At 56.6% G+C, this 24,668-nt stretch carries 20 protein-coding genes; 11 read left to right on the top strand and 9 right to left on the bottom strand.

The features are described from left to right. Position 1: 1 nt before the first annotated feature. From AC2FI9_RS19700 to AC2FI9_RS19680, 5 genes are all read right to left on the bottom strand, one after another. On the bottom strand, positions 2-622 hold the full coding sequence (locus tag AC2FI9_RS19700) for an HAD family hydrolase (protein WP_496770023.1): 621 nt from the start codon (positions 620-622) through the stop codon (positions 2-4). A 143-nt stretch (positions 623-765) separates the two neighbouring features. Continuing rightward, complete coding sequence (locus tag AC2FI9_RS19695; protein ID WP_496770021.1) at positions 766-1,221, bottom strand: YaiI/YqxD family protein; 456 nt, start codon at positions 1,219-1,221, stop codon at positions 766-768. Further along, entirely contained in the window at positions 1,218-2,675 is a 1,458-nt protein-coding gene (gene sthA / locus AC2FI9_RS19690) for a Si-specific NAD(P)(+) transhydrogenase (RefSeq protein ID WP_496770019.1), read from the bottom strand. Before sthA ends, AC2FI9_RS19695 begins: the two co-directional genes overlap by 4 nt. Positions 2,676-2,678: 3 nt before the next feature. After that, a complete protein-coding gene (fghA, locus tag AC2FI9_RS19685; protein ID WP_496726933.1) occupies positions 2,679-3,512 on the bottom strand; it encodes an S-formylglutathione hydrolase in 834 nt (277 codons plus the stop codon). A 101-nt stretch (positions 3,513-3,613) separates the two neighbouring features. Then, on the bottom strand, positions 3,614-4,543 hold the full coding sequence (locus AC2FI9_RS19680; protein ID WP_496770016.1) for an AEC family transporter: 930 nt from the start codon (positions 4,541-4,543) through the stop codon (positions 3,614-3,616). A gap of 207 nt (positions 4,544-4,750) precedes the next feature. On the opposite strand from AC2FI9_RS19680, the gene AC2FI9_RS19675 reads away from it, so the two are divergent. After that, the gene (locus AC2FI9_RS19675; RefSeq protein WP_496697795.1) at positions 4,751-5,368 is read left to right on the top strand and encodes a TetR/AcrR family transcriptional regulator; all 618 of its coding nucleotides are present in this window, start codon (positions 4,751-4,753) and stop codon (positions 5,366-5,368) included. 70 nt (positions 5,369-5,438) lie between these two features. On the opposite strand, the gene AC2FI9_RS19670 is transcribed toward AC2FI9_RS19675, so the two are convergent. From AC2FI9_RS19670 to AC2FI9_RS19660, 3 genes are read right to left on the bottom strand one after another with little or no spacing between them, the layout of a single operon-like run. Continuing rightward, the gene (locus AC2FI9_RS19670) at positions 5,439-6,809 is read right to left on the bottom strand and encodes an HlyD family type I secretion periplasmic adaptor subunit (RefSeq protein ID WP_496770012.1); all 1,371 of its coding nucleotides are present in this window, start codon (positions 6,807-6,809) and stop codon (positions 5,439-5,441) included. Further along, entirely contained in the window at positions 6,806-8,563 is a 1,758-nt protein-coding gene (locus tag AC2FI9_RS19665; protein WP_496734589.1) for a type I secretion system permease/ATPase, read from the bottom strand. The genes AC2FI9_RS19670 and AC2FI9_RS19665 overlap by 4 nt, the downstream gene beginning before the upstream one ends. 59 nt (positions 8,564-8,622) lie before the next feature. After that, positions 8,623-12,870, bottom strand: coding sequence for a beta strand repeat-containing protein (locus AC2FI9_RS19660; RefSeq protein ID WP_496770010.1), 4,248 nt, complete (start codon positions 12,868-12,870; stop codon positions 8,623-8,625). A 345-nt stretch (positions 12,871-13,215) separates the two neighbouring features. On the opposite strand from AC2FI9_RS19660, the gene AC2FI9_RS19655 reads away from it, so the two are divergent. The 7 genes from AC2FI9_RS19655 to AC2FI9_RS19625 all read left to right on the top strand — a co-directional run bounded on the left by AC2FI9_RS19655 (position 13,216) and on the right by AC2FI9_RS19625 (position 20,954). Continuing rightward, on the top strand, positions 13,216-14,136 hold the full coding sequence (locus AC2FI9_RS19655) for a LysR family transcriptional regulator (RefSeq protein WP_496740889.1): 921 nt from the start codon (positions 13,216-13,218) through the stop codon (positions 14,134-14,136). A gap of 227 nt (positions 14,137-14,363) precedes the next feature. Next, positions 14,364-15,947 (top strand): ABC transporter substrate-binding protein, encoded by a 1,584-nt coding sequence (locus AC2FI9_RS19650; RefSeq protein WP_496740887.1) that lies wholly within the window; start codon positions 14,364-14,366, stop codon positions 15,945-15,947. A gap of 68 nt (positions 15,948-16,015) precedes the next feature. Next, positions 16,016-17,110 carry a M24 family metallopeptidase gene (locus AC2FI9_RS19645; protein WP_496770009.1) on the top strand — a complete coding sequence of 365 codons (1,095 nt, stop codon included), beginning with the start codon at positions 16,016-16,018 and terminating at the stop codon, positions 17,108-17,110. Continuing rightward, positions 17,110-18,117 carry an ABC transporter permease subunit gene (locus AC2FI9_RS19640; protein ID WP_496770007.1) on the top strand — a complete coding sequence of 336 codons (1,008 nt, stop codon included), beginning with the start codon at positions 17,110-17,112 and terminating at the stop codon, positions 18,115-18,117. The genes AC2FI9_RS19645 and AC2FI9_RS19640 overlap by 1 nt, the downstream gene beginning before the upstream one ends. Then, positions 18,114-19,019 (top strand): ABC transporter permease subunit, encoded by a 906-nt coding sequence (locus AC2FI9_RS19635; RefSeq protein ID WP_082637042.1) that lies wholly within the window; start codon positions 18,114-18,116, stop codon positions 19,017-19,019. Before AC2FI9_RS19640 ends, AC2FI9_RS19635 begins: the two co-directional genes overlap by 4 nt. 4 nt (positions 19,020-19,023) lie before the next feature. After that, positions 19,024-20,001: an ABC transporter ATP-binding protein gene (locus tag AC2FI9_RS19630; RefSeq protein ID WP_058277169.1), complete on the top strand. Its 978-nt coding sequence runs from the start codon at positions 19,024-19,026 to the stop codon at positions 19,999-20,001. Next, positions 19,998-20,954: an ABC transporter ATP-binding protein gene (locus tag AC2FI9_RS19625; protein WP_496770005.1), complete on the top strand. Its 957-nt coding sequence runs from the start codon at positions 19,998-20,000 to the stop codon at positions 20,952-20,954. Before AC2FI9_RS19630 ends, AC2FI9_RS19625 begins: the two co-directional genes overlap by 4 nt. A 12-nt stretch (positions 20,955-20,966) precedes the next feature. On the opposite strand, the gene AC2FI9_RS19620 is transcribed toward AC2FI9_RS19625, so the two are convergent. Next, on the bottom strand, positions 20,967-21,647 hold the full coding sequence (locus AC2FI9_RS19620; protein WP_496770003.1) for a GntR family transcriptional regulator: 681 nt from the start codon (positions 21,645-21,647) through the stop codon (positions 20,967-20,969). Between the two features lie 150 nt (positions 21,648-21,797). On the opposite strand from AC2FI9_RS19620, the gene AC2FI9_RS19615 reads away from it, so the two are divergent. The 3 genes from AC2FI9_RS19615 to phnY all read left to right on the top strand — a co-directional run bounded on the left by AC2FI9_RS19615 (position 21,798) and on the right by phnY (position 24,667). Continuing rightward, a complete protein-coding gene (locus tag AC2FI9_RS19615) occupies positions 21,798-22,817 on the top strand; it encodes a GlxA family transcriptional regulator (RefSeq protein ID WP_496770001.1) in 1,020 nt (339 codons plus the stop codon). A 156-nt stretch (positions 22,818-22,973) separates the two neighbouring features. Then, positions 22,974-23,204, top strand: a complete 231-nt coding sequence (locus tag AC2FI9_RS19610) for a hypothetical protein (protein WP_496769999.1) — start codon at positions 22,974-22,976, stop codon at positions 23,202-23,204. A gap of 14 nt (positions 23,205-23,218) precedes the next feature. Continuing rightward, entirely contained in the window at positions 23,219-24,667 is a 1,449-nt protein-coding gene (phnY, locus tag AC2FI9_RS19605) for a phosphonoacetaldehyde dehydrogenase (RefSeq protein ID WP_496769996.1), read from the top strand. The last annotated feature ends 1 nt before the right edge of the window (position 24,668 follow it).

Raw genomic sequence — 24,668 nt, 5'->3', positions numbered from 1 at the left:
GCTATCGCGCCTCTTCGACCGTCAGCAAGCCTTCTTGCACAAGCCGGTCCGCCCAGCCTTCTGGTCCGGTAAAGTGATGCGTTTGCCATCCCCGGGCGCGCGCCGTTGCGATATTGTCGATCCGGTCATCGGTGAACAACAGCGCTTCGGGCGGCAGGCCACAGTCTTCTTCTACCATTTCATAGATCGGAACGTGCGGTTTGACGGTCTGCATCCGTCCTGACACGTATTGTTTGTCGAACTCGTTGAGAAACGGGTAAACCGTCGTCGCATAGTCGAAATTTTGCACCCCGAAATTGGTCAATGTAAAAACCGGCACGCCTTTGGCCCGCAAGGCCCGCTGCAGGCGAACTGAATGGGGGATTTCGGGCGTGGCAAGTTCGATCCACTTGTCGTGCCACAGGCGAATTTCATCTCGCCATTCGGGGTACTTCTCGGCCCAATCATAGATCGTATCAGTGAAGTGGTGACCCTGATCCACGAGGTCATTCATTCCGTGCAGATCGACCTCAGAGAACATGGCGCGACGGCGCTCTTCTCCGATGACCCGGTCATAATAGCGTTCGGGTTGCCATTCGATCAGAACGTTCCCGATGTCAAAAACAACAGCTTTCACCGACATGTTAGTACCTGTCTTCTTGTTCCTTAGTTGGTGCTACTGAACCAAGCGCGACAGAATTGTTCAAGGCACAACCGCAGCGCGCAGCGCTGCCCGGCCCAATTGTCAAAGACGCATCTTTGATGCGTCGCTGGAAAGCGGGAGGACTAGCCCCGCTGCGCAGCCCTCAATTCCCGTTCCAGGGCGTCCAAAAACCGGGATCGGTCAGCCTTGCCAAAAGGTTTTCCGCCGCCGCCCGCGCCCAATGGGTTGGATGCGCGCAAGTCGGCCATCAAATCACGCATGGCCAGTTGCTGGCCGATATTGGCCGCGGTAAAGGCTTCACCGTTTGGCCGCAGAACCCGCGCACCGGCTTCGACACATTTTGCGGCCAGCGGGATATCGGATGTCACCACAACGTCACTAGGCCCACAGCGTTCGGCGATCCACTTGTCAGCCTCATCCGCACCCTCGGACACGATAACCACCTGCACCAATGGGTTTGCAGACGGCCGCAAGCCACCGTTTGACACCAGTGCCATCGGAACTTTGTGCCGGGTTGCAACCCGTTCAGCCTCGGCTTTCACGGGGCAGGCATCGCCATCGATATAGAGGGTCGTCACGCCTTCTTGGCCTCTTTCTTGGTCGGTTCTGCTGGTTTCTTGCGCACTTTGAATTCTTCCGGAATGGGCATCCGGTTGAATGCATCCAGGCCGGCGATCTTGTAGGCCTCGGCCAGGGTTGGATAGTTGAACGTATTCTGCACGAAGTAATCCACCGTGCCCTTCAGATTCAGGACCGCCTGCGCGATATGGATCAACTCGGTCGCGCCTTCACCCACGATCTGAACACCCAACACCCGGCGGGTTTTTAGTGAAAACAGCATCTTCAGCATGCCGTGTTCCAACCCCATGATATGCCCGCGCGAGGTCTCCCGGAACCGCGCCACGCCAACTTCGTATGGGATGCCGCGTTCTTGCAGTTCCTCTTCGGACATGCCGCAAGTTGAGATCTCGGGGACCGAATAAATGCCGTAAGGATACCAGGGACTTTCCGGCAGGGTAGGGGTTTCCAGCGCGTGACATGCAGCCACACGGCCCTGTTGCAGCGAGGTTGAGGCCAATGATGGGTGCCCAATCACATCGCCAGTCGCGTAGATATGCGGCACTGCAGTTTGATACGTCTTGCGATCCACGTCGATCCGATTGCGATGATCGGTTTCCAAGCCAACGGCCTGCAGGTTCAATGCCGATGTCGCCCCCATGCGCCCGGCGGCGAACAGTAGCATCTCAGCTCGCACGTGGCGGCCATTCTCGAGAGTCACTTCGACATGGCCCCCAGCGTCTTCTATCTTTTGAACGGCTGAGCCCAGACGTAGGTCCACGCCGTTTTCGCGGATCTGATGGGTGAAATCATGGATTAGGCGGGTGTCGATGAAATCTAAGAAGGTTTCACGAGGTTCAATTAACGTCACCCGAACGTCCAATGCCGAGAACATGGTGGCGTATTCCACGCCAATCACTCCGGCACCTATCACGACCAGCGAGCGTGGGATCTCTGCCATCTCAAGAAAATCGTCACCGTCCACAACGGTCTTTCCGTTGAATGGCACATAATCCGGGCGATAGGTTTTTGTTCCGGTTGCTATCAGGAACTTGGCTGCTGTCAGTCGCGTGGTCTCACCTGCATCAGTGGCGACTTCCACCTCGTGCGGCCCAACGAACCTGGCCAATCCGTTCAAGGTCTCCACATGGTTGCGGTTGAACTGGTGCTCCAACACGTCAACTTCGTGATCCAGCGTCATATGAAGACGTGCCTTAAGGTCTTCGGCCCGGATCTGATCTTTGACCCGGTACGAGCGGCCGTAGAAGCTGCGCTCGCGCCAGCCCGACAAGTTCAGAACCGTTTCGCGCAAGGTCTTTGACGGGATCGTACCGGTGTGGACGGACACGCCGCCGAACCGATCCTTACGATCAATCACCAAAACGCGCCGTTTCAGCTTGCCCGCCTGAATCGCGGCCGACCGACCCGAGGGGCCGGACCCGATGATGATCAGGTCATAGTCGTATTGGCTCATGCCTCAGTCTCCGTACAGTGCCTCAGCGTGGAAGGTGATGTGGTCTTCCATGAAGGTCGACACGAAGAAGTACGAATGATCGTAGCCCGGTTGCAGGCGGAAGATTGCCTGCTGACGACGTTCGGCAATCGCCTGCGCCAAAGTTTCGGGGCGCAGCAAGTCGATGAATTGGTCACTGGCACCAGTGTCGATCAGGATAGGGCCATCAAAGCCGATTTCTTTCATCATGACCGAGGCATCGTGTTTGACCCATGCCGTCTCATCGTCGCCAAGGTAGGCGCTTAATTGCTTGCGACCCCAATCCGCACCCGTCGGGTTCGATATGGGTGCGAAGGCGGAGACAGACCGGAAGCGACCCGGCAGGTTCATCGCGAGCGTCAGCGCCCCGTGACCTCCCATCGAATGTCCGGTTATTGCCTGACGCTCCGCATCGATCGCGAAGTTTTCGATCAGCAAAGCAGGCAATTCTTCGGCCACGTAATCCCACATGTTGAAATGCGGCGCCCAAGGTTGCTGCGTGGCGTTCAGATAGAACCCGGCGCCCTGGCCCAGATCATAATCCTCGTGATCCGCGACACCCTCACCGCGCGGGGAGGTGTCCGGGAAGACAACCGCGATGCCTTGCTCGGCCGCCCAAGCCTGAGCACCTGCTTTGGTCATCGCGTTTTCATGGGTGCAGGTCAGGCCTGACAGATACCACAAAATCGGAACCGGGCCGTCCTTGGCCTCGGCTGGCAGGAACAGGCCAAAGGTCATGTCGCATTGGCAGGCAGTCGAGGCGTGGCGGTAGACGCCCTGAACGCCTCCGAAACATGCATTTTCCGAAAGGGTTTCCATTTGGTTTTGTCCTTACGTTGGGTTTGCGACATGGCTATCCTTCCACGCTCGATACGTAAAGGCTGAGCGGCTTTGATGTGCCATTTTTGACAAGGCCTAGATCAGGGCGTTCCAACCCAGGCGATGACCAATGGCACCGTCAGAATGCTGGCCGCTGTGGACAAAAGTATCGCAGCAGATGCACGGTGCGGCGCCACCCTGTAATGGGCGGCCAGCATATAGACGTTACCCGCCACCGGCAGTGCCGCGGCGGCGATGGCGACGGAAGCAGGAAACGCAGCCACGGGCAAAACCCAAAGCAACACAACGGCGACACAAGCAGGGTGGACAACCAATTTACAAAAGCTCAGCCAGCCTGCAATGTGAACGCGTTCCGCGGATTTGCTGGCCAGAGAAGCTCCGATCGCGAACAGGGCACCCGGTGTGGCTGCCCCGCCCAGAATTGTCAGGAAATCATTCAATGGGACAGGAACGAGGATCTGCAAGGCGGACCACAGCAATCCTGCTGAGATCGAAACAATCATTGGATTCTTGATCAACCCAATCCCGATCAGGCGGAAGGTTGCAGGCGTCAACCGTCCGTCGCGCCCACCATTTATCAGGATGACGATCAGGGATGAAAACACCACAAGATCTACCGTCAGAACCAGCATAACCGGGCCAATCGCGGCTTCGGTAAACAGCAGCGCCAGCATGGGCAGGCCCAGAAAACCGACATTGCCGATGGCCGCGCATTGTGCCTCTACCGCTGCGGTCGGGATATCAAGCCGGCGTATCCATGCGACAACCGTCGCCAAGACGTACACAGCGGCGGTTCCGATCAAGTATCCAACGACTAGCCTTGCATTGAAGATATCCGCAAAGGGCAGGGTGGCGGCAAAGCGAAACAGCATGGCCGACAGCGCAAAATAGAAAACGAATTTCGTCAGGTACGCCGTTGCTTCTTCAGAAAAAAATCGACTGCGCCCGGCCCAGTACCCCAAGCCGATGATCGCAAAAAAGGGCAGTGTGCGCAGAAAGATATCGACCATGTGCAACGTGGTAGCACGTAACACACAGGCTGCAAGATGTGACGGGCCAGTTATAGGGTTTTGGGGACGCGCGTTGTAAAATAACTTAACTGGTCAATCGAAAACCTAACGTCATCTGTGTTGCCAGATGCCTGCTAATTGTGCGATTTGTTGTATCTGAACTGAACGGTTTATACATTTGTCACCCAATCGACCGAAGGAGAGTACATGACCGAAGCAGCCGTCATTCTGCGAACAGGCCGAAAATTTGATCAGGTCCTGCGCGGAGCCCGAGAGGTTTTCATGGCGGATGGTTTCGAAGGTGCAAGCGTCGACGACATCGCGCGCGCTGCGGGGGTGTCGAAGGCGACGCTCTACAGTTATTTCCCGGACAAACGCCTGCTGTTCATGGAAGTGGCGCAGGTCGAGTGCAGGAGAATGGCCGAAAACGTCGTGGCGATGGTCGACGACTGCAAGCCAGCGCGCGAAGTTCTGACTATCGCGGCGACGGAACTGACGACTTTTTTAGTCTCGGACTTCTCGCAACAAATGTTCCGCATCTGCATCGCCGAGCGTGACCGGTTCCCCGAGCTGGGCCAAACATTTTATGAGGCCGGGCCGCAGAACGGTCAGCGCCAGATGGTCGAGTATCTGGAAAAGGCAGTCAACAAGGGTGAGCTCGCCATCGACAACCTGCAATTGGCGGCCGAACAGTTCAGTGAACTATGCAAGGTTCGGATTTGGACCCGCGCTGCCATCGGTGTTCAAAAGAGCTTTTCCAAAGCAGAGTTGGATGCAATTGCGACGCAGGCCGTTGATATGTTCATGGCGCGATACGGCGTCTAACCTGCTGCATTTAATCACAAGAAAGATGTGAACGACCCGCACCCGGCAAGCCGGATGCGGGCAAAACAAGTCACTCGATAAAAGTCTTGGCCAGCCGGTCACTGATTGGCTGTGACAGATAGCTGATTACTGCGCGCTCGCCGGTTTTCACGAACAGATCCGCGGGCATTCCTGGCAACAGATCCAGTGCGGCGACTTCGATGGGTTGATCGGGATCCAGTTTCACCCGGGCTTTGTAATAAGGCTCGCCTGTGCGATCGTCCTCCAGCGCGTCGGCTGAGATGTCAAAAATCCGGCCGCTGGCTTCAGGCACATCGGTCTGCGTAAAGGCTGACAGGCGAATGCGCGTTGCCTGACCGATCTGCAACTTGTCGATGTCGGCGGTCTTGATACGTGCTTCGACGATCAGGGCTTGATTGGCGGGAACAATATCCATGATCGCCTCTCCGGGGCGAATGACGCCGCCGGTTGTAGATACTGCCAAATTAACGACCCGCCCGCTGGCAGGGGCCAGGACCTGTGTTCGTTTCAACCGTTCCGATGCCCCTGAATATTGTGACCGGATCAGATCAAGCTGGGCATCCACAACCGCAAGCTCTCCGGCGATCACCTCGTCGCGCAGCTTTTGTTGGCTGAGCAGGGACAGCTGCAACTCTTGCATCTGGTCCTGGGCCTGCGCGATCTGGGTGCGCAACGACGCATCGACACCGCCCAGACGTTCCATTTCGATCTGGCGCGCGCTGACCCGTGTGACGGCCACAAGCCCTTTGTCCAGCAAAGATTTCAGATTGGACAGCTCAACCTGCGTGATGTCCTTCTGATTTTGGGTTGAGAGGCGTTGTTCGTTCAGGCCGGCGATCTGATTGCGCAGCCCCTGAATGCGCTGCGCGTTGATTTGAGCCTCGGTCCGGCGGGCGCGGGCTTCGGCGTCAAATAGTTGTTTCTGCGTCAGGTAGGGCGACAACCAATGCAGCCGCTGCATTCCATCGCTGAACCCGGCCAATGCGGTTGGTTCGTCAAACCTGTCCGTGCCGTTGATCTGCGCCAGCAAGCGGGCGCGCCGGACCGACAATTCGCCCAATTGGCTGCCCAGGACGCTCAGATCTACGTCGATATCCGAGCTGTCAAGCCGTACGAGGGGCTGACCTGCCTGAACAAATTCACCGTCCGTGACAAGGATCGAGTCGATGATCCCTCCGTCCAGATGTTCAACCGTTTTGCGGTCACCTTCCACCACAAACTGTGCTGGCGCGACGACCGCACCATCCAGTTTCGAGGCGAAGGCCCAATAGATGCTGCCGCCGACGAAAGCCATCAGGGTAAACAACCCAAACAGGACATAGCGTTTGATGCCAGAGGCTTCGGTCGTGATGTCCAATACTTGCACATCCTGGGCGGTGAGCACGTTCGGGGATTGTGTGCGTTTCATCAACTTGGTCATTGGGCAGCTCCGCTGATCTGAGTTGTATTGGCAGAGCGCGCGGTGGGTTCCTGCGCCCCGGATTGAGTCGGTTTGTCCAGAACGTTCCGGCGATTGACCTTAAGGACGTCCTCTTTATCCCCGAACTGTGTTTGAGCGCCGTTTCGCAGAACCATTACTTTGTTGGCAGCCTGCAACGTTGCAGGACGATGGGTCATGACGATGGCAATTGCGCCGCGGGACTGCGCTGCTGTAATCGCATCACGCAGGGCCTGTTCGCCTTCGGCATCCAGATCCGAATTCGGCTCGTCCAAAACCAACACAAACGGATCGCCATAAAGCGCCCGGGCCAGTGCCAGCCGCTGACGTTGACCACCCGACAGAAAGAACCCCCGACCGATGCGCGTTTCATATCCATCGGGAAGGGCGCTGATCATTTCGTGCACACCGGCTTCGCGTGCGGCACGCAGCATTTCGGCATCGTCTATGGCGACAGAGAAGCGCCCGATGTTTTCGCGGATCGTGCCGTCGAACAGCTCGATATCCTGTGGCAGATAACCGATCTGTTTGCCCAGATCCTCGTGGTTCCATTTGGACATCGGGCTGCCGTCCAGCAGAACCTCACCCCGTTGGGGGTGCCAGATACCGGCAATCATCTTGCCCAAGGTGGTCTTGCCCGAACCGCTATGCCCGATAACTGCCAACACATCTCCGGGCACAAGGCCAAAGTCGATCTGGCGGAGCGAGGCGTTGACGGCGCGCGGGGGGCCTGCCTGCGCAATCTTGACGTCCAGAGATTTGAACGCGCGCGGCAGGTGCAGATTGGGTGGGGCTTCGGCAAACTCTTCGGTTAGTTTTGCCAGCTTGGAATACGACCCGCGCGCGGCCAGAAAGCTGCGCCATTGACCGATCAATTGGTCAATTGGAGCCAGTGCACGGGCCAGCACGATGGTTGCCGCGATCATGACGCCAGCGGTGGATTCTCCGGTGATGGCCAGTGCCGCGCCAAGTCCCAGAATGGCCGACTGCAAACCCATCCGAACGGTCTTGGACACGACAGAAAAGCTGGCAACCCGGTCAGCGGCGCGGGTTTTGTGCAGATGGGCTTCAGCCTGAAGCGACGTCCAACGCCGCACCAAATCGGATTTCATGCCAAGTGCCTGAACCAGCTCGGCGTTCTTGTCACTGGTGCCGAACAACGCATCGGAACGACCGCGCGCTTGCGAAGCCGACCGCATCGGCTCCCGGGCGCGCGAGTTGTTGATCAGAGCCATGATCGTCAGCATGACGGCCCCGGCCAGACCAAGCAGACCCAGATAGGGGTGAAGGGCATAAAGGACCAACAGATAGAGCGGGATCCACGGCGCGTCGAAAAACGCGGTCAGCGTGGTTCCCGAGATGAATTCACGAAAGCCGTTCACGTCTTCGACAAGGTTTTCGCCAGCCTCGGCTTCGCCATGGACACGGCGGCGCATAGCCGCACCGAGGACCGGCGCGCCAACGTTCAGCTCAAAGCGGGCGGCCAGACGTCCCAAAATGCGCATCCGCATCAGGTCAAGGCAGGCGACGACAACAAAAACACCAGCCAGCAATGCAGACAGCGCGATCAAAGTGTCGACATTCTGACTGGTCAGGACCCGGTCATAGACCTGCAGCATATAAAGCGGACCAGCCAGCATCAGCAGGTTCAGAAACAAGCTGAAGAAGGCAACTGCGACAAAACCCTTGCGCAACGACCCCCAGGCGGTTTTTACGGGATTGGTTTGCTGGGACATCAGGGAACCCTTTCCGGTTTGACAAACGGGGCGACCTGGGCCGCCCCGCTGTTGATTGGTTAAACGATGAAGTCGTTTTCGGTCAGGTCAGCGGCATCGACACCGGTCAGACGGATCGAGCCTGCGTCGCCGAAGCTGATGACGGCGTCGTCACCATCCTGAACGGTACTCGGACCGCCGTCGAAGTCAGAGCCCAGATCTCCGATCTGAATTCTGTCCACGCCCGTTTCAAAGTCCGAGAGGGTATCGTCACCAAAGGTGCCCTGGAACAGGAAGGTGTCAGCGCCTTCGCCGCCAATCAGGACGTCATTGCCGCCCTCACCGTTTAGCAAGTCGTCGCCATCCGCGCCGTTCAGAACGTTCTCCAGATCGCTGCCGACGATTACGTCACCATCATTGGAGCCGATGACATTCTCGATCGAGACCAGCACGTCGGTTTCAACCTGATTGTCGATCACGTCCAGCCCGACAACACCGGTGCCACCTGTATCCACGTTACCCAGCGTCGCGCCCGCATCCACCAACGTGTCCTGCACAACCGGGCCGTTTTCTCCCGCTGGCGCATTGTGCAGATGGATTGCCGAGAGGACACCGGAGTTCGGCGTGGCAAGGTCGGCTTCGTTCAGGCCCACTACGCTCAGCTCGCTCGAGTAGATGACTTCGCCGGTTGCAAGGTTCTGAGTGATGACGACGGTTGCGTTGCCGGAGGCCTCGCTGTCCGATGTCGGCCCAGGCTCTTGCGCCGCGTCTAGACCGCCGCTCAGCGTGACGGTGCGGATCCCGTTCTCGGTCACGTCGCCGTCGACCAGAAGCTGCCCGCGAATTTCCCCACCAGGGAAGTCGGCGGTGTGGATGTTGTAGTACAGGTTGCCCAGAACGGCCTCTTCTACAAACCAACCTCCATCCGGGATATTCGCCCCGAACTGGTCCGGTGCCACAACAGCAGCATCCACGATCGAGACATTAAAGCCGGTATCGCGTGTGGCCGTGCCGTTGCCGTTGGCATCCAGACGAACTTCGACTGCGACATCCAGGTCCGAGAAGTCGGCTGTATCGATGCCTTCTCCACCGTCGATGAAGTCATTGCCCAGACCACCGGTCAGCACATTGTCTGCATCGCCTGCGATCAAAACATCATCACCTGCGCCACCGTTGATGTCACCGTTGGTGGTGCCCAGATCGACAAAGATGTCATTGCCATCGCCCAGCAGGACGTTGCCGTTGATCACACCTTCGTCGTCGTTGACGATGGTAACGTCACCAGCATCCGATGCATCGATCGCGTTGACCGTTCCGCGGATTTCGCCCTCGTTCAGGACCGCACCCAGAAGGTTCAGACCCCCATCAATACGGATACCAGCTGCGGCGCCCGAATGCTCGGACCCGGCAATGAGACCTTCGTTGATGACAACCCCGGCAAAGGACGCGTCGTTCTGACCCGTGAACAGGCGCAGACCATCGCCGACTTGATTGCCCTCGGTGACATCGCCGTTACCCTGGAAGATTCCTTGGTTTACGATGGTTGCCAAGACGATATCGCCATCAACATCACCGGTTTGCAGCGATACGGCAGAACCGTTGGCGCCATCATTGACGCTGACCGTACCAGTGTTGGTGAAGTTATAGTTGTCAGCGGTTCCATCGGCATAAACTGCGCCGTTGCGCTGATTGCCTGCGCCGACAATCTGGCCTTCGTTGATGACCTCAAGGCCTTCGCCATCGATGTTCAGCGCGCGGCTTTCCGAAGCGACAATACCTGAGTTCACGAACGAACCACCTGAGTGGTCACCGGTGCCAAAGTATACACCGTTCTGGATGCCGGTAATGAAGCCCTGATTTTCCAGCGTACCTTGGAAATTCACGCCATTGACGACACGAAGGCCAGCAACTGTGCCGTTGGCACCGCTGGAGGAGACGTTTCCGGTGTTTAGAATGGTCGCATCAGTGGTGCCGGTGTTGCCGACATTGCCGATACGAATGCCATCACCGGCAAGCGACGTAGCCGCACCAGCGTTTCCGCGCCCGGTGATCTCACCGGAGTTTTCCAGCGTGAAGGTGTTAGCACCGTCTGCCGCACCCCCGATTTCCACACCAAACCCGGAACCCTGGTTGTCTTCACCAGCGTCAATCCGGCCAGAGTTGATAACCGAGAAATCATCGGCAGTACCATCGGCGTAGACCGTCCCATTGCGCTGATCCCCGGTACCGAAAATGAACCCAGAGTTCTCAACGGTCAGGCCGATGCCATCAATGTTCAGAGCGCGACTGCCGGAAGACACGTTGCTCCCGTTGATGAACGAACCACCTGTGTGATCGCCATTGCCAAAGTAGACACCGTTGCGCACACCGGAGATGCCGCCGAGGTTAATAAATTCACCCTGAAAGTTCACTCCGTCGACAACACGGACGCCAGCGACGGTGCCATTGTTCCCTTCTGACGAAATGATGGTGATATTGCCGATCGACCCGTCGACGGTACCGGTGTTGCCAACGCTACCGATGCGAATGCCGTCACCGGCCAGCGACGAGGCTGCATCAGCGTTTCCGCGCCCAGTGATAACGCCGGCATTACCTAGCACAATGGTGTTTGCACCGTCTTCTGCGCCACCGACTTCAACTCCGATGCCTGAACCCTGATTGCCCTCACCTGCGTCAATCAGACCGGAGTTCTGTACAGAGAAGTCATCCGCGGTTCCGTCAGCATAAACCGTCCCGTTGCGCTGATCGCTGGTGCCGAGGATCTCACCCTGGTTGGAAACCTCAAGACCGATACCATCAATGTTGAGTGCGCGGCTGTCAGATGACACAACACCGCCTGCTTCGTTCACAAAGCTACCACCTGTGTGATCCGCGTTGCCAAAGTAGACACCATTTTGAACACCCGAGATCGTGCCCGAGTTGGTGAATTCACCCTGAAAACCGACACCATCTACAAAGCGCACACCGGCTACAGTGCCATTGGCACCTTCCGAGCTCACCTCGCCGCGGTTGGTAATGTTCACCTCAGCAACGCCTTCATTGCCGGGGTTGCCGATGCGAATACCGTCGCCCGCCAGGCCTGTGCCTGCCGCGCCGTTGCCGCGACCCTGGATAACGCCGTCGTTTTCCAGCGAGAATGTGTTGGCGCCGTCGGCGGCCCCACCAATTTCTGCGGCGAAACCAGAACCTTGGTTGTGCTCGCCTGCGTCAATCGTTCCGTTGGCCAGATTGCGAACCGAGAAATCATCCGCAGTGCCGTCGGCATAAACGGTACCGTTGCGTTGGTCGCCAGTGCCCAGAATGTCACCGCCGTTGATCAGGTTGACACCCGAGCCGTCGATGTTCACTGCGCGGCTGCCGGATTGGATGGTGCCAAAGTTCAGCACGTCCAGGTCGTGTTCGCCTTCGCCGATATACAGACCGTTACGGGGACCTTCAATCACACCGGTCGAGGTGTTCAGGATCTCACCTTCGGCATTTACGCCATCGGCGATGCGGATACCGGCGGCTGTGCCCTGGTTGCTTTCGGTCGAGATCAGGCCGCTGTTGATGATTTCGGTTTCCAGCGTGGCGCCTTCGGCACCGTCATCAATGCGGATGCCGTCCCCGGCCAGCCCGGTATTGGCCGCACCTTGGCCACGGCCCTGAATCGTAGCACCAAAGCCGTTGAAGATGTCAGTTTCCACACGGTCGCCGACCTCGTCGCCGATTTGCAACGAGATACCAGCGCCCTGGTTGCCTTCGCCGGCGTCAATCGTGCCGCCCACAAAGTTCGAGATCGAAATGTCTTCGGTGGTGCTGTTGGTATAGATCGTGCCATTGCGCTGATTGCCGGTGCCGATGATGCCGCCAAAGTTGCGCACATCAATGCCTTGGCCCTGAATGTCTACTGCACGGCTGTCCGAACTGATCACACCGCCGCGGAAGTTATCCAGACCGCCAGAGCTTTGAGAGCCCGCAAACTGCACACCGTTGAACTCGCCCGCAATCTCACCAAAGTTGCGAACGCTTGCGCTGCCGGTGACCTGAACGCCTGTGGCCAATGCGTCAGGGCCGTTGTTCGCCTCAATCAAGCCCGAGCGGAAGTTGAATACGTCAACATCCTGCCCCTGCGCCTGAACAGCGGCGACGGCGTTGTTGGTGATGATCTCGCCAAAGTTCAGCAGGCGCGAGAAGTCATTTGCCAGAACAAAGGCTGGAGTGTCGTCGACGACGGTACTTTGAAAGAAGTTATTGAAAAGGGTTTGGCCGGCACGGTTGGTCTCTTGGGCTATGGTAGACGTGGTCAAGAGCTGAGCGCGCAGGCTTGTCAGCATTTGGGACAGCATGGGGTACTCCGTCAAAAATTGTTACGTTTGGCGGTCCGCCCGGTGTTTCGGACATTCCACGTAGCAAAGGGGTAGACGGCACCCCGTGTAAGCTGAAATTCATCGTGCAAATCGGTTGTATAACAAATGCTAATAATCACGGTTTTCGTGAGCGTCTGGGAAGTTCAACTTATATAAATCAACACGTTACGTCACAATTGTCCCGCATGACGTTCTATTCGAATGCGCTGGTTAACAGTTTTGTCAGCGAAATTGATCTGTATTTCATGCACCTTTCCCCGCTTTACGGTAGAGAAGGGAACGGTCCAGTGCCGTCTTTTGTATGACCGCAGAGAGATTGGGCGGATGAATTTCAGAGATTTGGAATACGTGCTTGCCATCGCGAAGCATGGCAAGTTCAGCCAGGCGGCGGTTGCGTGCAACGTTTCGCAACCTGCTCTGTCGAACCAGATCAAGAAGCTGGAACAGGAACTGGGTGTTGAACTGTTTCTGCGGCTGAATAGCGAAGTGCGGCCAACCGCGTTTGGTCAGAGCATCCTGAGTGTCGCTGAATCCATTCTGTCGGACGCACAGAAGATCCGCGATTCCGCCACCCAATTTCGCGACCCCGAGGCCGTTGCATATCGGATTGGCATGACGCCAACGCTTGCACCGTACCTGACGCAGTATTTTTCAGAGCTGTTCAGCGATATTTTTCCGCGTATGCGAGTGACAATGATTGAGGATCTTCCACAGAACATGTTGCAGATGGTTGAAGACCATCAGCTGGACATGGCGCTGGTGGCTCAGGTCAACAACAGTGACGCTTTGGCTTTCACGTCGATTTGGTCCGAACCCCTGTTTCTGGCCATGCGCGAGGGGCATCCGCTGTGTATGCTTCCTTCAATAGCACCTGAGGGCGTTCCCGCGCATGACTTTATCCGGCTTCCTCACAGTTTCGGCTATGAGCTTGAGGACCGTTTGCCCAAAGCTGATCCTGCGATCCGGGTCGCAAAGCGGTTTGATCTGAGCGCGCTGAGGTTTGAAACGATCTGTCGGCACATCTGTCATTCTGATGATTGTACAATTGTGTCGGCCCTGGCTGCCGAGCAATTCAAGCGGGACAAATGGCCCTTGTGTTTTGTTCCGTTTGAGGGCCCAGGAAACCTACGCAACCTTGGGGCCGCGACCCGCCCGGGATGCCCCAGAAACCCCGTGCTGAACCGTGTCGGTGCATATATTCAGGACCGGCCACCGGTTGGTGTGACCCCAACATTCTCGCAATAAATACCCGTCGATCCTTTTGATCATGCAACGCAATGATGCGGGGCAGTCTTTCGGCTGCTTCCTTTGCATTTGGTTAAGCTGTGCAAGAGCTATCAAAGTGAGTTGACAATGGATTTTGTATTTTGGATACATTGGGCACAGATTTCGCGGCGATGAGAGTCGTTAGAAATTGCTTGGTCAACAAAAGCAACGCGAAAGCCGATTGAAAATTTTTCTGGGAGACAATCATGAAACTTAAATTTTTGGCTGCAACAGCGGCAGTTGCCCTGTCCAGCGCAGCCGCTCAGGCAAATACGCTTGTTTATTGTTCAGAAGGCTCACCCGAAGGGTTTGACCCGGCGCTTTTTACGGCCGGAACCACCTTTGATGCCTCATCGCACCCGATCTACAACCGCCTGCTGGAATTCGAAACCGGTACGACCAACGTTATCCCCGGTCTGGCCGAAAGCGTCGAAGCCAGTGATGATGGTCTGGAGTACACATTTAAGCTGCGTCAGGGCGTTAAATTCCATTCGAATGACGAATTCACACCGACCCGCGATTTCAACGCGGATGACGTGATCTTCTCGTTCATGCGCCAAAAGGATGACAGCCATCCTTATAATCAGGTGTCAGGCGGTACGTGGGAATACTTCAAGGGTATGGGTATGCCCGATCTGGTCGAGTCCATCGAAAAGGTCGACGACTACACCGTCAAATTCACGCTGACCAAGCCTGAAGCGCCGTTTGTTGCCAATATGGCGATGGATTTCGCTTCGATCCTGTCTGCAGAATATGCAGATGCAATGATGGAAGCCGGGACGCCTGAAAAGCTGAACACCGCGCCCATCGGTACTGGCCCATTCTCGTTCTTGGCGTACCAGAAAGATGCCGTGATCCGCTATGCCCAGAATGCCGACTACTGGAAGGCTCCTGCGGATGTTGAGAACCTGATCTTTGCGATCACTCCGGACGCATCCGTGCGTTATCAGAAGCTGAAGGCTGGCGAATGCCACATCATGCCGTATCCCAACCCGGCCGACATTCAGGCAATGCAGGATGATGCTGACATCAACATGATGGAGCAAGAGGGTCTGAACGTCGGTTATCTGGCCTACAACACCACGATGGCGCCGTTTGATAACCCGAATGTCCGCAAGGCGCTGAATATGGCGATCGACAAGAACGCGATCATCGACGTGGTGTTCCAGGGCTCGGGTCAGGTTGCCAAAAACCCGATCCCGCCAACAATGTGGGGCTACAACGACGCAATCACCGACGATGCCTATGATCCGGAAGCGGCCAAGGCGATGCTGGAAGCCGAAGGTGTTTCCGACCTGTCGATGAAGGTATGGGCAATGCCGGTACAGCGTCCGTACAACCCGAATGCGCGCCGTATGGCCGAACTGATCCAGGCGGATTTCGCGAAGGTTGGCGTGGACGTCGAGATCGTGTCCTACGAATGGGGCGAGTATCTGTCGCGTTCGAAAGATCTGGACCGTGACGGTGCCGTTCTGCTGGGTTGGACCGGTGACAATGGCGATCCAGACAACTTCCTGGCGGTTCTGCTGGGCTGTGACGGTCGCGAAGCGTCGAACCGAGCACAATGGTGCCATGAGCCGTTCGAAGATCTGATCCTGAAGGCCAAACAGTCCACCGATCAGGCTGAACGCACCAAGCTGTATGAAGATGCCCAGGTCATCTTCAAAGAGCAGGCCCCGTGGGCAACCATTGCGCACTCGGTCGTGTACATGCCGATGAGCAATAAGGTTCAGGGCTATAAAGTGCACCCGCTGGGCGGCCACATCTTCTACGGTGTGAGCGTCGAATAAACCACCACTCAACGACCGGAGCCGCCCAATTGGCGGCTTCGGTTTTCTTTATTGGGAGGTCGGCGCAAATGCCGGATTTGTCCGAGTACCAACAACTGGCAAAGGACATGTCAGTAGATGCCGTGGCACTGGTGCCCGGCCCGAATTTTACCCGAGCTTTGGGAAAACCCTTCATGAGCCACGAGCGGCCTTTTGTGGTCGTCATCCCGGCCATAGGTGAACCAGCCGCGATTGTTCCCAATCTGGAATTGGGCTCATGGGCGCTGGTCGGATTTGACGGCGCTGTCTTCGACTGGCGCGACCAGACGGGCTATGACGACGCCTTCGCGGCGCTGGCTGAACACATGCCGCTGCGATCTCTCGCGGTCGAAGGGCAGGTGATGCGGGTCTTTGTCTCCAAGGCCTTTACCCGTGCCTTGCCTGAGCTGCGGATCGTGGACGCGGAACGCGAGATATCCGGTCTGCGCATCATCAAGACGGACGATGACATTGCAGCGCTGCAAGCCGCGATTGATATCTCGGAACGAGCGCTAGAGCGGGTAATTGCGGATGTTCGTGTGCGTCAGACAGAAGTACAGATTGAACAAGCCTTGATCCAGGCGTTGTTCGCAGAAGGTGCCGCGTCGCTGGCCTTTTCACCTATCGTGACAGCCGGAGGAAACTCGGCTCAACCGCATGGTAAAGCGCGCGCGGATTATCAGATCAAAGCGGGCGACGCGCTGCTGTTCGATTTCGGCGCACGTAAACACGGGTTTGCCGCGGACATCACGCGTACCTTTTTCGTCGCCGAAGCCTCGGATGAAGGCAGGGCGGTCTACGACACCGTTCTGCGGGCCAATCTAGTCGGCTTCGAAGCTTGCAAACCAGGAGTAACCGCCCACGATATCGACGATGCGGTGACCAGCGTGCTCGAGGCCTCGCCCTATGCAGATCGTATCCGCACCAAGACCGGTCATGGGCTGGGCCGCGATGTGCACGAAGCGCCCTACATCATGCGTGGAAACGACCAGATCATGCGCGCGGGCATGGTTTGGACAAATGAGCCGGGCCTCTATGATCTGGACAATTTCGGCGTTCGGATTGAAGATGACGTACTGGTGACCAAAGACGGTTGCCGGTCGCTGACCAGCTTTCCCAAAGAACTAACAATCATAGGCCGCTGATGTTTGGCTACTTCATTACCCGCCTCGGCATGTTCATTCCGACATTTCTGGGCGTTACACTGATCTCGTTCATGTTCATTCGGGTCCTTCCAGGCGATCCGATCATCGTCATGGCCGGTGAACGCGGAATGTCCGAAGAACGCTATCAGGAGATGGTCGAGAAGCTGGGCTTCGACAAACCTGTTCTGCAACAATACTGGGACTATCTGGTTGGCGTGTTGCATGGTGATCTGGGCGAAAGTTTTGTCACCAAGAAACCGGTTTGGGACGAGTTTTTTGCTCTGTTTCCCGCCACGCTGGAACTGTCGATTTGCGCCATGATTTTCGCCGTCGCTTTGGGTCTTCCCGCGGGCGTTATTGCCGCTGTGAACCGGGGCAAATTCTTCGACCGGGCGCTGATGTCGTCCGCGCTGATCGGGTATTCCATGCCGATCTTCTGGTGGGCGCTGTTGTTGATCATCGTGTTTTCAGGCAACCTTGGTTGGACGCCTGTCTCAGGCCGGATCGACCTGCTGTACTACTTTCCAAGTGTCACAGGCTTCATGTTGATCGACAGTCTGCTGTCCGGGCAGGAGGGGGCCTTTGGATCGGCTGTACGCCATCTGATCCTGCCGACCATAGTCTTAGGCACGATCCCTTTGGCCGTAATTGCGCGCCAGACCCGTTCGGCCATGTTGGAAGTGTTGGGTGAAGATTACATCCGCACGGCCCGCGCCAAGGGCCTCGCCCCTGCACGGATCAATGGGCTGCATGCGCTGCGCAATGCATTGATCCCTGTGATTACAGTGATCGGCCTGTCAGTCGGCACATTGCTGGCCGGGGCGATCCTGACCGAGACAATCTTTAGCTGGCCCGGTATCGGCAAGTGGATGGTCGACAGCATTTTCCGCCGCGATTACCCGGTGGTGCAGGGCGGCCTGCTGATGATCGCCGTGATCGTCATGTTAGTGAACCTGCTGGTCGATGTCCTTTACGGCGTCATCAACCCCAAAATCCGGAGGCGATGATGGCTGAATTGTCCGCGACCCCACCAAAAACCGAAGACCGCCCCAGCGCTCTGCGTGAGTTCTGGTATTACTTCAGCGAAAACCGCGGTGCGGTGATGGGCCTTTGGGTCTTTGCCGCTTTTGTTTTCTGTGCGGCCTTTGCACCTTTGTTGGCGCCTTACGACCCGACTGAACAGTTCCGCAATCACATCCTGCAACCTCCTGCGTGGCAAGAGGGCGGAAGCTGGGCCTTCCCGTTGGGCACCGATCCGCTGGGCCGTGATATGCTTTCGCGGCTGATTATGGGATCGCGTTATTCCTTCTTTGTCGGCATCGTGGTGGTTTGCGTGGCCGTGACGGGCGGGGTGATTGTCGGCCTGCTGTCGGGTTTCGCGCCCAAATGGGTCGATACGATGATCATGCGGGTGATGGATATCATCCTGTCCTTCCCCTCACTGCTGCTTGCGCTGGTTCTGGTTGCCATCCTTGGTCCTTCGTTGACCAACGCAATGATCGCCATCGCCATTGTTTTCCAACCGCATTACGTGCGTTTGACACGGGCATCAGTGTTAGCAGAGCGGCAAAAGGACTATGTGACCTCTGCCCGCGTTGCCGGTGCCAGCAAGGCCCGACTGATGTTCAAGACTGTGCTGCCGAATTGTCTGGCTCCGATCATCGTTCAGGCGGCGCTGTCATTTTCGACCGCCATTCTGGATGCCGCTGCCCTTGGCTTTTTGGGCATGGGGGCGCAGCCACCCACGCCGGAATGGGGCACCATGCTGGCCGAAGCGCGTGAATTCATTCTGCGCGCGTGGTGGGTTGTGACATTCCCCGGCCTGGCCATCCTGGTCACAGTGCTGGCCATCAACCTGATGGGCGACGGTCTGCGCGATGCGCTGGACCCTAAGCTAAAGCGGAGCTGACGACATGAGCCTGTTGGATATCCGAAACCTCACTGTCGAATTCGCAACCGCCTCGGGTCAGTTCCGGGCTGTGGATGGTGTTGACCTGTCGGTCGACAAGGGCGAGTTGATGGCCATCGTCGGCGAAAGTGGCTCGGGCAAATCGGTGTCGATGCTGGCATTGATGGGTCTCCTACCCTGGACGGCCACGATTACGGCCGACCAACTAAGCTTTGAAGGCATTGATCTGACCAAAATCTCGGCCCGCGACCGGCGCAAGATCATTGGCAAGGACATTGCCATGATTTTTCAGGAACCGATGTCGTCGCTGAATCCTTGTTTTACGGTCGGCTTCCAGATCAAGGAGGCCTTGCGCATCCACCTGGGCCTGAACCGAAAGGACCGCCACCAGCGGGCTATCGAACTGTTTGATCAGGTCGGAATCCCCGCACCCGAAAGCCGCCTGAACACGTTTCCGCACCAGATGTCAGGCGGTATGAACCAACGGGTGATGATTGCGATGGCCATCGCCTGCAAACCCAAGCTGTTGATTGCGGACGAGCCGACAACGGCACTGGACGTGACAATTCAGGCGCAAATCCTTGATCTGTTGGTTCGCCTTCGGGACGAACAGGGCATGGGTTTGGTCCTTATCACTCATGATATGGGCGTTGTCGCCGAGACCGCCGAGCGGGTTCAAGTCCAATATGCTGGCCAAAAGGTCGAGGAGCAGGCAGTCAAAGACCTGTTCCGCACCCCGCGTCACCCCTACACAACTGCGTTGCTCAACGCGCTTCCGGAGCGGGCGACGTCTAAGATGCTACCGACCATTCCCGGCGTCGTTCCAGGGCAGTTTGACCGGCCAAAAGGATGTCTGTTCAGCCCCAGATGCCAATATGCAGATGATCTGTGCCGATCGTTACCCCCAACCCCGCACAGTGCGGAATTCGGCAAGGCGCGCTGCCATTACGTTGAAAAAATTACAACCGGAGAGCTGGCATGACCGCCCCCATCGTTCAGGCCAGTGATTTGGCCAGGTTCTACACCGTAAAAGGCGGGTTGTTGTCGAAGGCCGCAACGGTCAAGGCCTTGTCTGGCGTGGACTTCGAACTGCGGCCGGGCAAAACGCTGGCAATCGTGGGGGAGTCTGGTTGTGGGAAGTCCACCCTCGCAAGGGTGGTGACGATGATCGAAGAACCGACCTCGGGTAGTCTGACCATCGATGGTGTTGAGATATCTCCATCGAAATGGGCCCAGATGCGTGAAACTGTGCAGATTGTGTTTCAGGATCCCTACGGCTCGCTCAACCCGCGCCAACGGATCGGTCAAATCCTGCAAGAGCCATTGATCATAAACCGCCGCGAGATGTCCGCAGTCGACCGAGAGGCGCGCGCGCGAGAAATGATCGACCTCGTGGGGCTGCGCCCCGAACATTACGACCGCTACCCACACATGTTCTCGGGCGGGCAGCGGCAGCGGATAGCAATTGCCCGCGCCCTGATGCTGAACCCCAAGGTGCTGGTGCTGGATGAGCCGGTTTCAGCACTGGACGTCTCGATCCAGTCGCAAATTCTGAACCTGCTGGTCGAACTGCAGGAAGGTCTGAACCTTGCCTATCTGTTCATTTCGCATGATTTGTCGGTGGTAAAGCATTTTGCCGACGATGTAATTGTCATGTATCTGGGCCGCGCGGTTGAAAAAGCTCCGAAAGAAAAGTTGTTTGCTGCCCCTCGACATCCTTATTCCAAGGCTCTTTTGTCGACGACGCCCCGCGCAGATCCCGACGCGCGAAAGGATCGGATCAAACTGGAAGGCGAGCTTCCGTCCCCGATGAACATCCCCAAAGGCTGTGCCTTTGCACAACGGTGCTGGCTTGCAACCGAAGAATGCCGTGCAGCGCCGCCAGAACTTAGCGGGTCAGACCACAAAGTGGCGTGCCTGCATCCTCTGGGGTAAGAAAGCTGACATTCAGCCGGTTTCACCTTTCCGTGTCTTGATAACCATCGCCAACAACTGATCCTTGGTCCGTTGAATATGCTTGGTCAGCAGTTCACCTGCGGCATCAACCTGACGTTTGCGTGCCAGCGACAAAAGCTGTCGGTGGTCTTGCTTGGCGGGCTCGCGCTGTTCCATGACGCTCAGATGCATACGGACATAGCGGTCCGATTGCAGATTGACCCTTTGCAGGATCTCATTGGTCAGCCCACGATCAGCAGCCGCATAAAGGGCTTTGTGGTATTCATAATTCAGGCTACCCCACCGCCCGACATTGTAAGCTTCGTAAGACTTTTCCATGTCGTCGAGCAGCTTCTCGCATCTGGCGAAATCAGCTTCCGTCATCTGCGGAATAGACCGTTTGAACAAGTCGACCTCCAAAAGAACGCGAAGGTCGAAAATCTCGCCAATTTGCGAAAGCGAATGCGAAGTCACCGATGCACCACGGTTGTTTGTCAGTTGCACAAGGCCTTCGGCATCCAGCCGTTTCAGTGCTTCGCGGATCGGCATGCGCGAGACATCATAGTCCTCTGCAAGGGCCTCTTGCCGGATGGTTTCACCTTCGGCCATCTCTCCGCTTAGGATACGTTCCCGCAGATCATTTGTGATGACTTCTGGAAGACTTTGACGTGCGATCGCGCGGGTTCTGGGCATAAGAGTGGTCTCGGTCGGTGTAAGTTGTATCCAAAATACAAAATGAGCGTTCGATTTCCAAGGGCCATACATCTATTGATAACTTTAAGTTGCTCGAGCGTTCCAGCAGGCCAGCAACGATGCGGTATTCGAACGCGAAGGAGGGGTGTAGTGGTCAGCCAACGTTTCCTGCCCAAGGGGGCGATTTCCGTCGACGTTCCTTATGATGGACCGCCCAAGGCCTTTCATTTTCTATTGCTGCCGAATACCACGATGTTGGCGTTTAGCGCTGCGATTGAACCTTTGCGTATTTCCAACCAACTGGCCCGAAAGCAATTGTTCGAATGGTATGTCCTTTCAGCAGATGGCGCGCCGGTCACGTGTTCGAACGGAATCCGCATTCAAGCTGACCAACCCATGCACGATCTGGAGCAGGGGGCCTATACTTTCGTGTGTTCCGGCACTGAGCCGATGGCCTCGTTTGATACCCCGGTTCTGAATTGGATCCGTCGGCAAAAGGCACATGGATGCGATTTTGGCGGTATCTGCACAGGGGCATTTGCCTTGGCCAAGGCAGGCCTGATCGGCGACAAGAAGTTCACCGTTCATTGGGAAAACCGCCCCGGTTTTTGCGAGTATTTTCCGACAATGACGCCAACCCAGAGCCTGTACGAGATTGACGGCAAGCTGCGCACTTGCGGGGGAGGGCACGCCAGCACCGATATGATGCTGGAAGTGATCGAGGAATTGTTCGGCAACGCCCTGGCCATCAACGTGTCCGAGATGTGTTTGCACCGACGCGTCGGTGAAAGTGGCAGCAATCAGGTTTCGCCCGTCTCGGCCCTTTTGGGGACACGCAACGCCAAGCTGGTCGAAGCTGTCCAGATCATGCGAGACAACATTGAATCGCCGCTTAGCCTCGAAGCGGTGGCGGATCAGGCGTCACTGTCCAGACGCCATATGGAACGGCTGTTCCAGCAGCACACCAAGTTGTCGCCCGGCCAGTATTATAACAACCTCAGGCTAGATCGTGCCTTCGCCCTATTGAATGAAACCGACCTCAGCGTATCCGAGATTGCCTTTGCATCCGGGTTTTCCAGCACGGACAGGCTTTCGGTTCATTTCCGAGGTCGGTACAAGGTTTCGCCGCATAACTTCCGCAGATCGTGGTCGCACGAAAGTGGCAGCTAAGACCATTGGTGTGACTTGGATATCGAGGTGCAATTAAGCTCTGGACTGACACAGTGGATTGCTCTGGCTTTCGACCCAATGCGGAAATTTTGCAATTCTGTGATCTATGGCTGGCATTAGAACGGGCGCAATTAATCCAAGGCTACGAAGATGATGATGCAAATCCAGATCACAGCCCAACCGCGGGTCTATTCAATCCTGAATGTACCGGTTGAGAATACCTACGCGGGTACTTCCCGGAACCGTCATGATCTGGCCGCGCTAGCGGCCGACTTACGCTGCCACGATGGATTGACCAAGCAGGACGCTCCCTTCATCGTCAGTCGCGTGATCGACACTCTGCATTTTGAAGCACTTCCTTTTGCCACTACAGCGACGGCCCATTAATCATGGACGATATCATGAACACTTCCGGTATCCGCAATGAAGGCATGCGAATTGGCGGCGAGATTGTCTTTACCGATTTTAAAATCTCGGTCCACTATCCCTATACGAACGAGACTATTGGTACCGTCCCTGCCGGCACTTCTGAACATGCACGCAAAGCCTTTGAGATCGCCGCGAATTACGCGCCCAAACTGACCCGTTATGAACGCAGCGAAATTTTACGGCGCGCTGGCGTGTTGATTGGTGAAAGACGCGAATACCTCGCAAAATGGCTGACGCTTGAGCTTGGCATCTGCTATCAGCACTCGATCTATGAAACCAAGCGCGCGCAGGACGTTTTTCAGTTCGCCGCCTCCGAGGCCCTGAAGGACGATGGTGAGGTTTTCTCGTGTGATCTGACCCACAACGGTAAGGCGCGCAAGATTTTCACCAAACGCGAGCCGGTCAGGACCATCAGCGCAATTACTCCGTTCAATCACCCTCTGAACATGGTCAGCCACAAGATTGCGCCGTCCATTGCCACCAATAACTGCATGGTCTGCAAACCGACCGAGCTAACCCCACTGACGGCTTTGACCCTGGCGGACATATTGTACGAGGCAGGGTTGCCGCCCGAAATGTTTCAGGTTGTGACGGGCCGGCCGCAGGACATCGGTGATGAGATGATCACCAATGAACACATCGACGTAATCACTTTCACGGGTGGTGTGCCCGTCGGCAAGATGATCGCGTCCAAGGCGGGTTACAAACGGCAGGCACTGGAATTGGGCGGCAACGACCCCCTGATCGTGTTGAACGATCTGAATGACGCCGATCTGGACAAGGCCGCCGGTATAGCTGTGGCTGGGGCCACAGGTAATTCGGGGCAACGCTGCACCGCGATCAAACGCATTCTGGTTCAGGAAAGCGTAGCAGATAGATTTGTGCCACTTGTTCTGGAAAAGGCAAAAGCGATCCGGTTTGGTGACCCTCAGGACCCAGAAACGCAATTGGGTTGCGTTATCCACGCACAAGCCGCCGAGTTGTTCGAAAACCGCGTGCTGAAGGCTGCGCAAGAGGGCGCAGAAATCCTCTATCACCCCGGCCGCAACGGTGCACTGTTGCCGCCGATCGTCGTCGACAAGGTGCCCCACGGCAGCGAGTTGGTGATGGAAGAGACATTTGGTCCAATCGTGCCGATCGTTCGTGTTCCAGATGATGATGCGCAAGTCATGCAGATCTCAAACGGCACCGCATTTGGTTTGTCGGCGGGTGTCTGTACTAATGATCTGAACCGGGCGATTACCTACATCAACGGTTTGAACGTTGGCACCTGCAACATCTGGGAACAGCCCGGCTACCGGATCGAAATGTCTCCTTTTGGCGGTATCAAGGACAGCGGCAACGGCGTCAAGGAAGGCGTGATCGAGGCGATGAAATTTTTCACCAACGTCAAAACTTATTCACTGCCCTGGCCCGAGTGAC

The sequence above is a fragment of the Ruegeria sp. CDSA246 genome (assembly GCF_059611225.1).
This window is presented reverse-complemented; position numbering and strand designations above follow the sequence as displayed.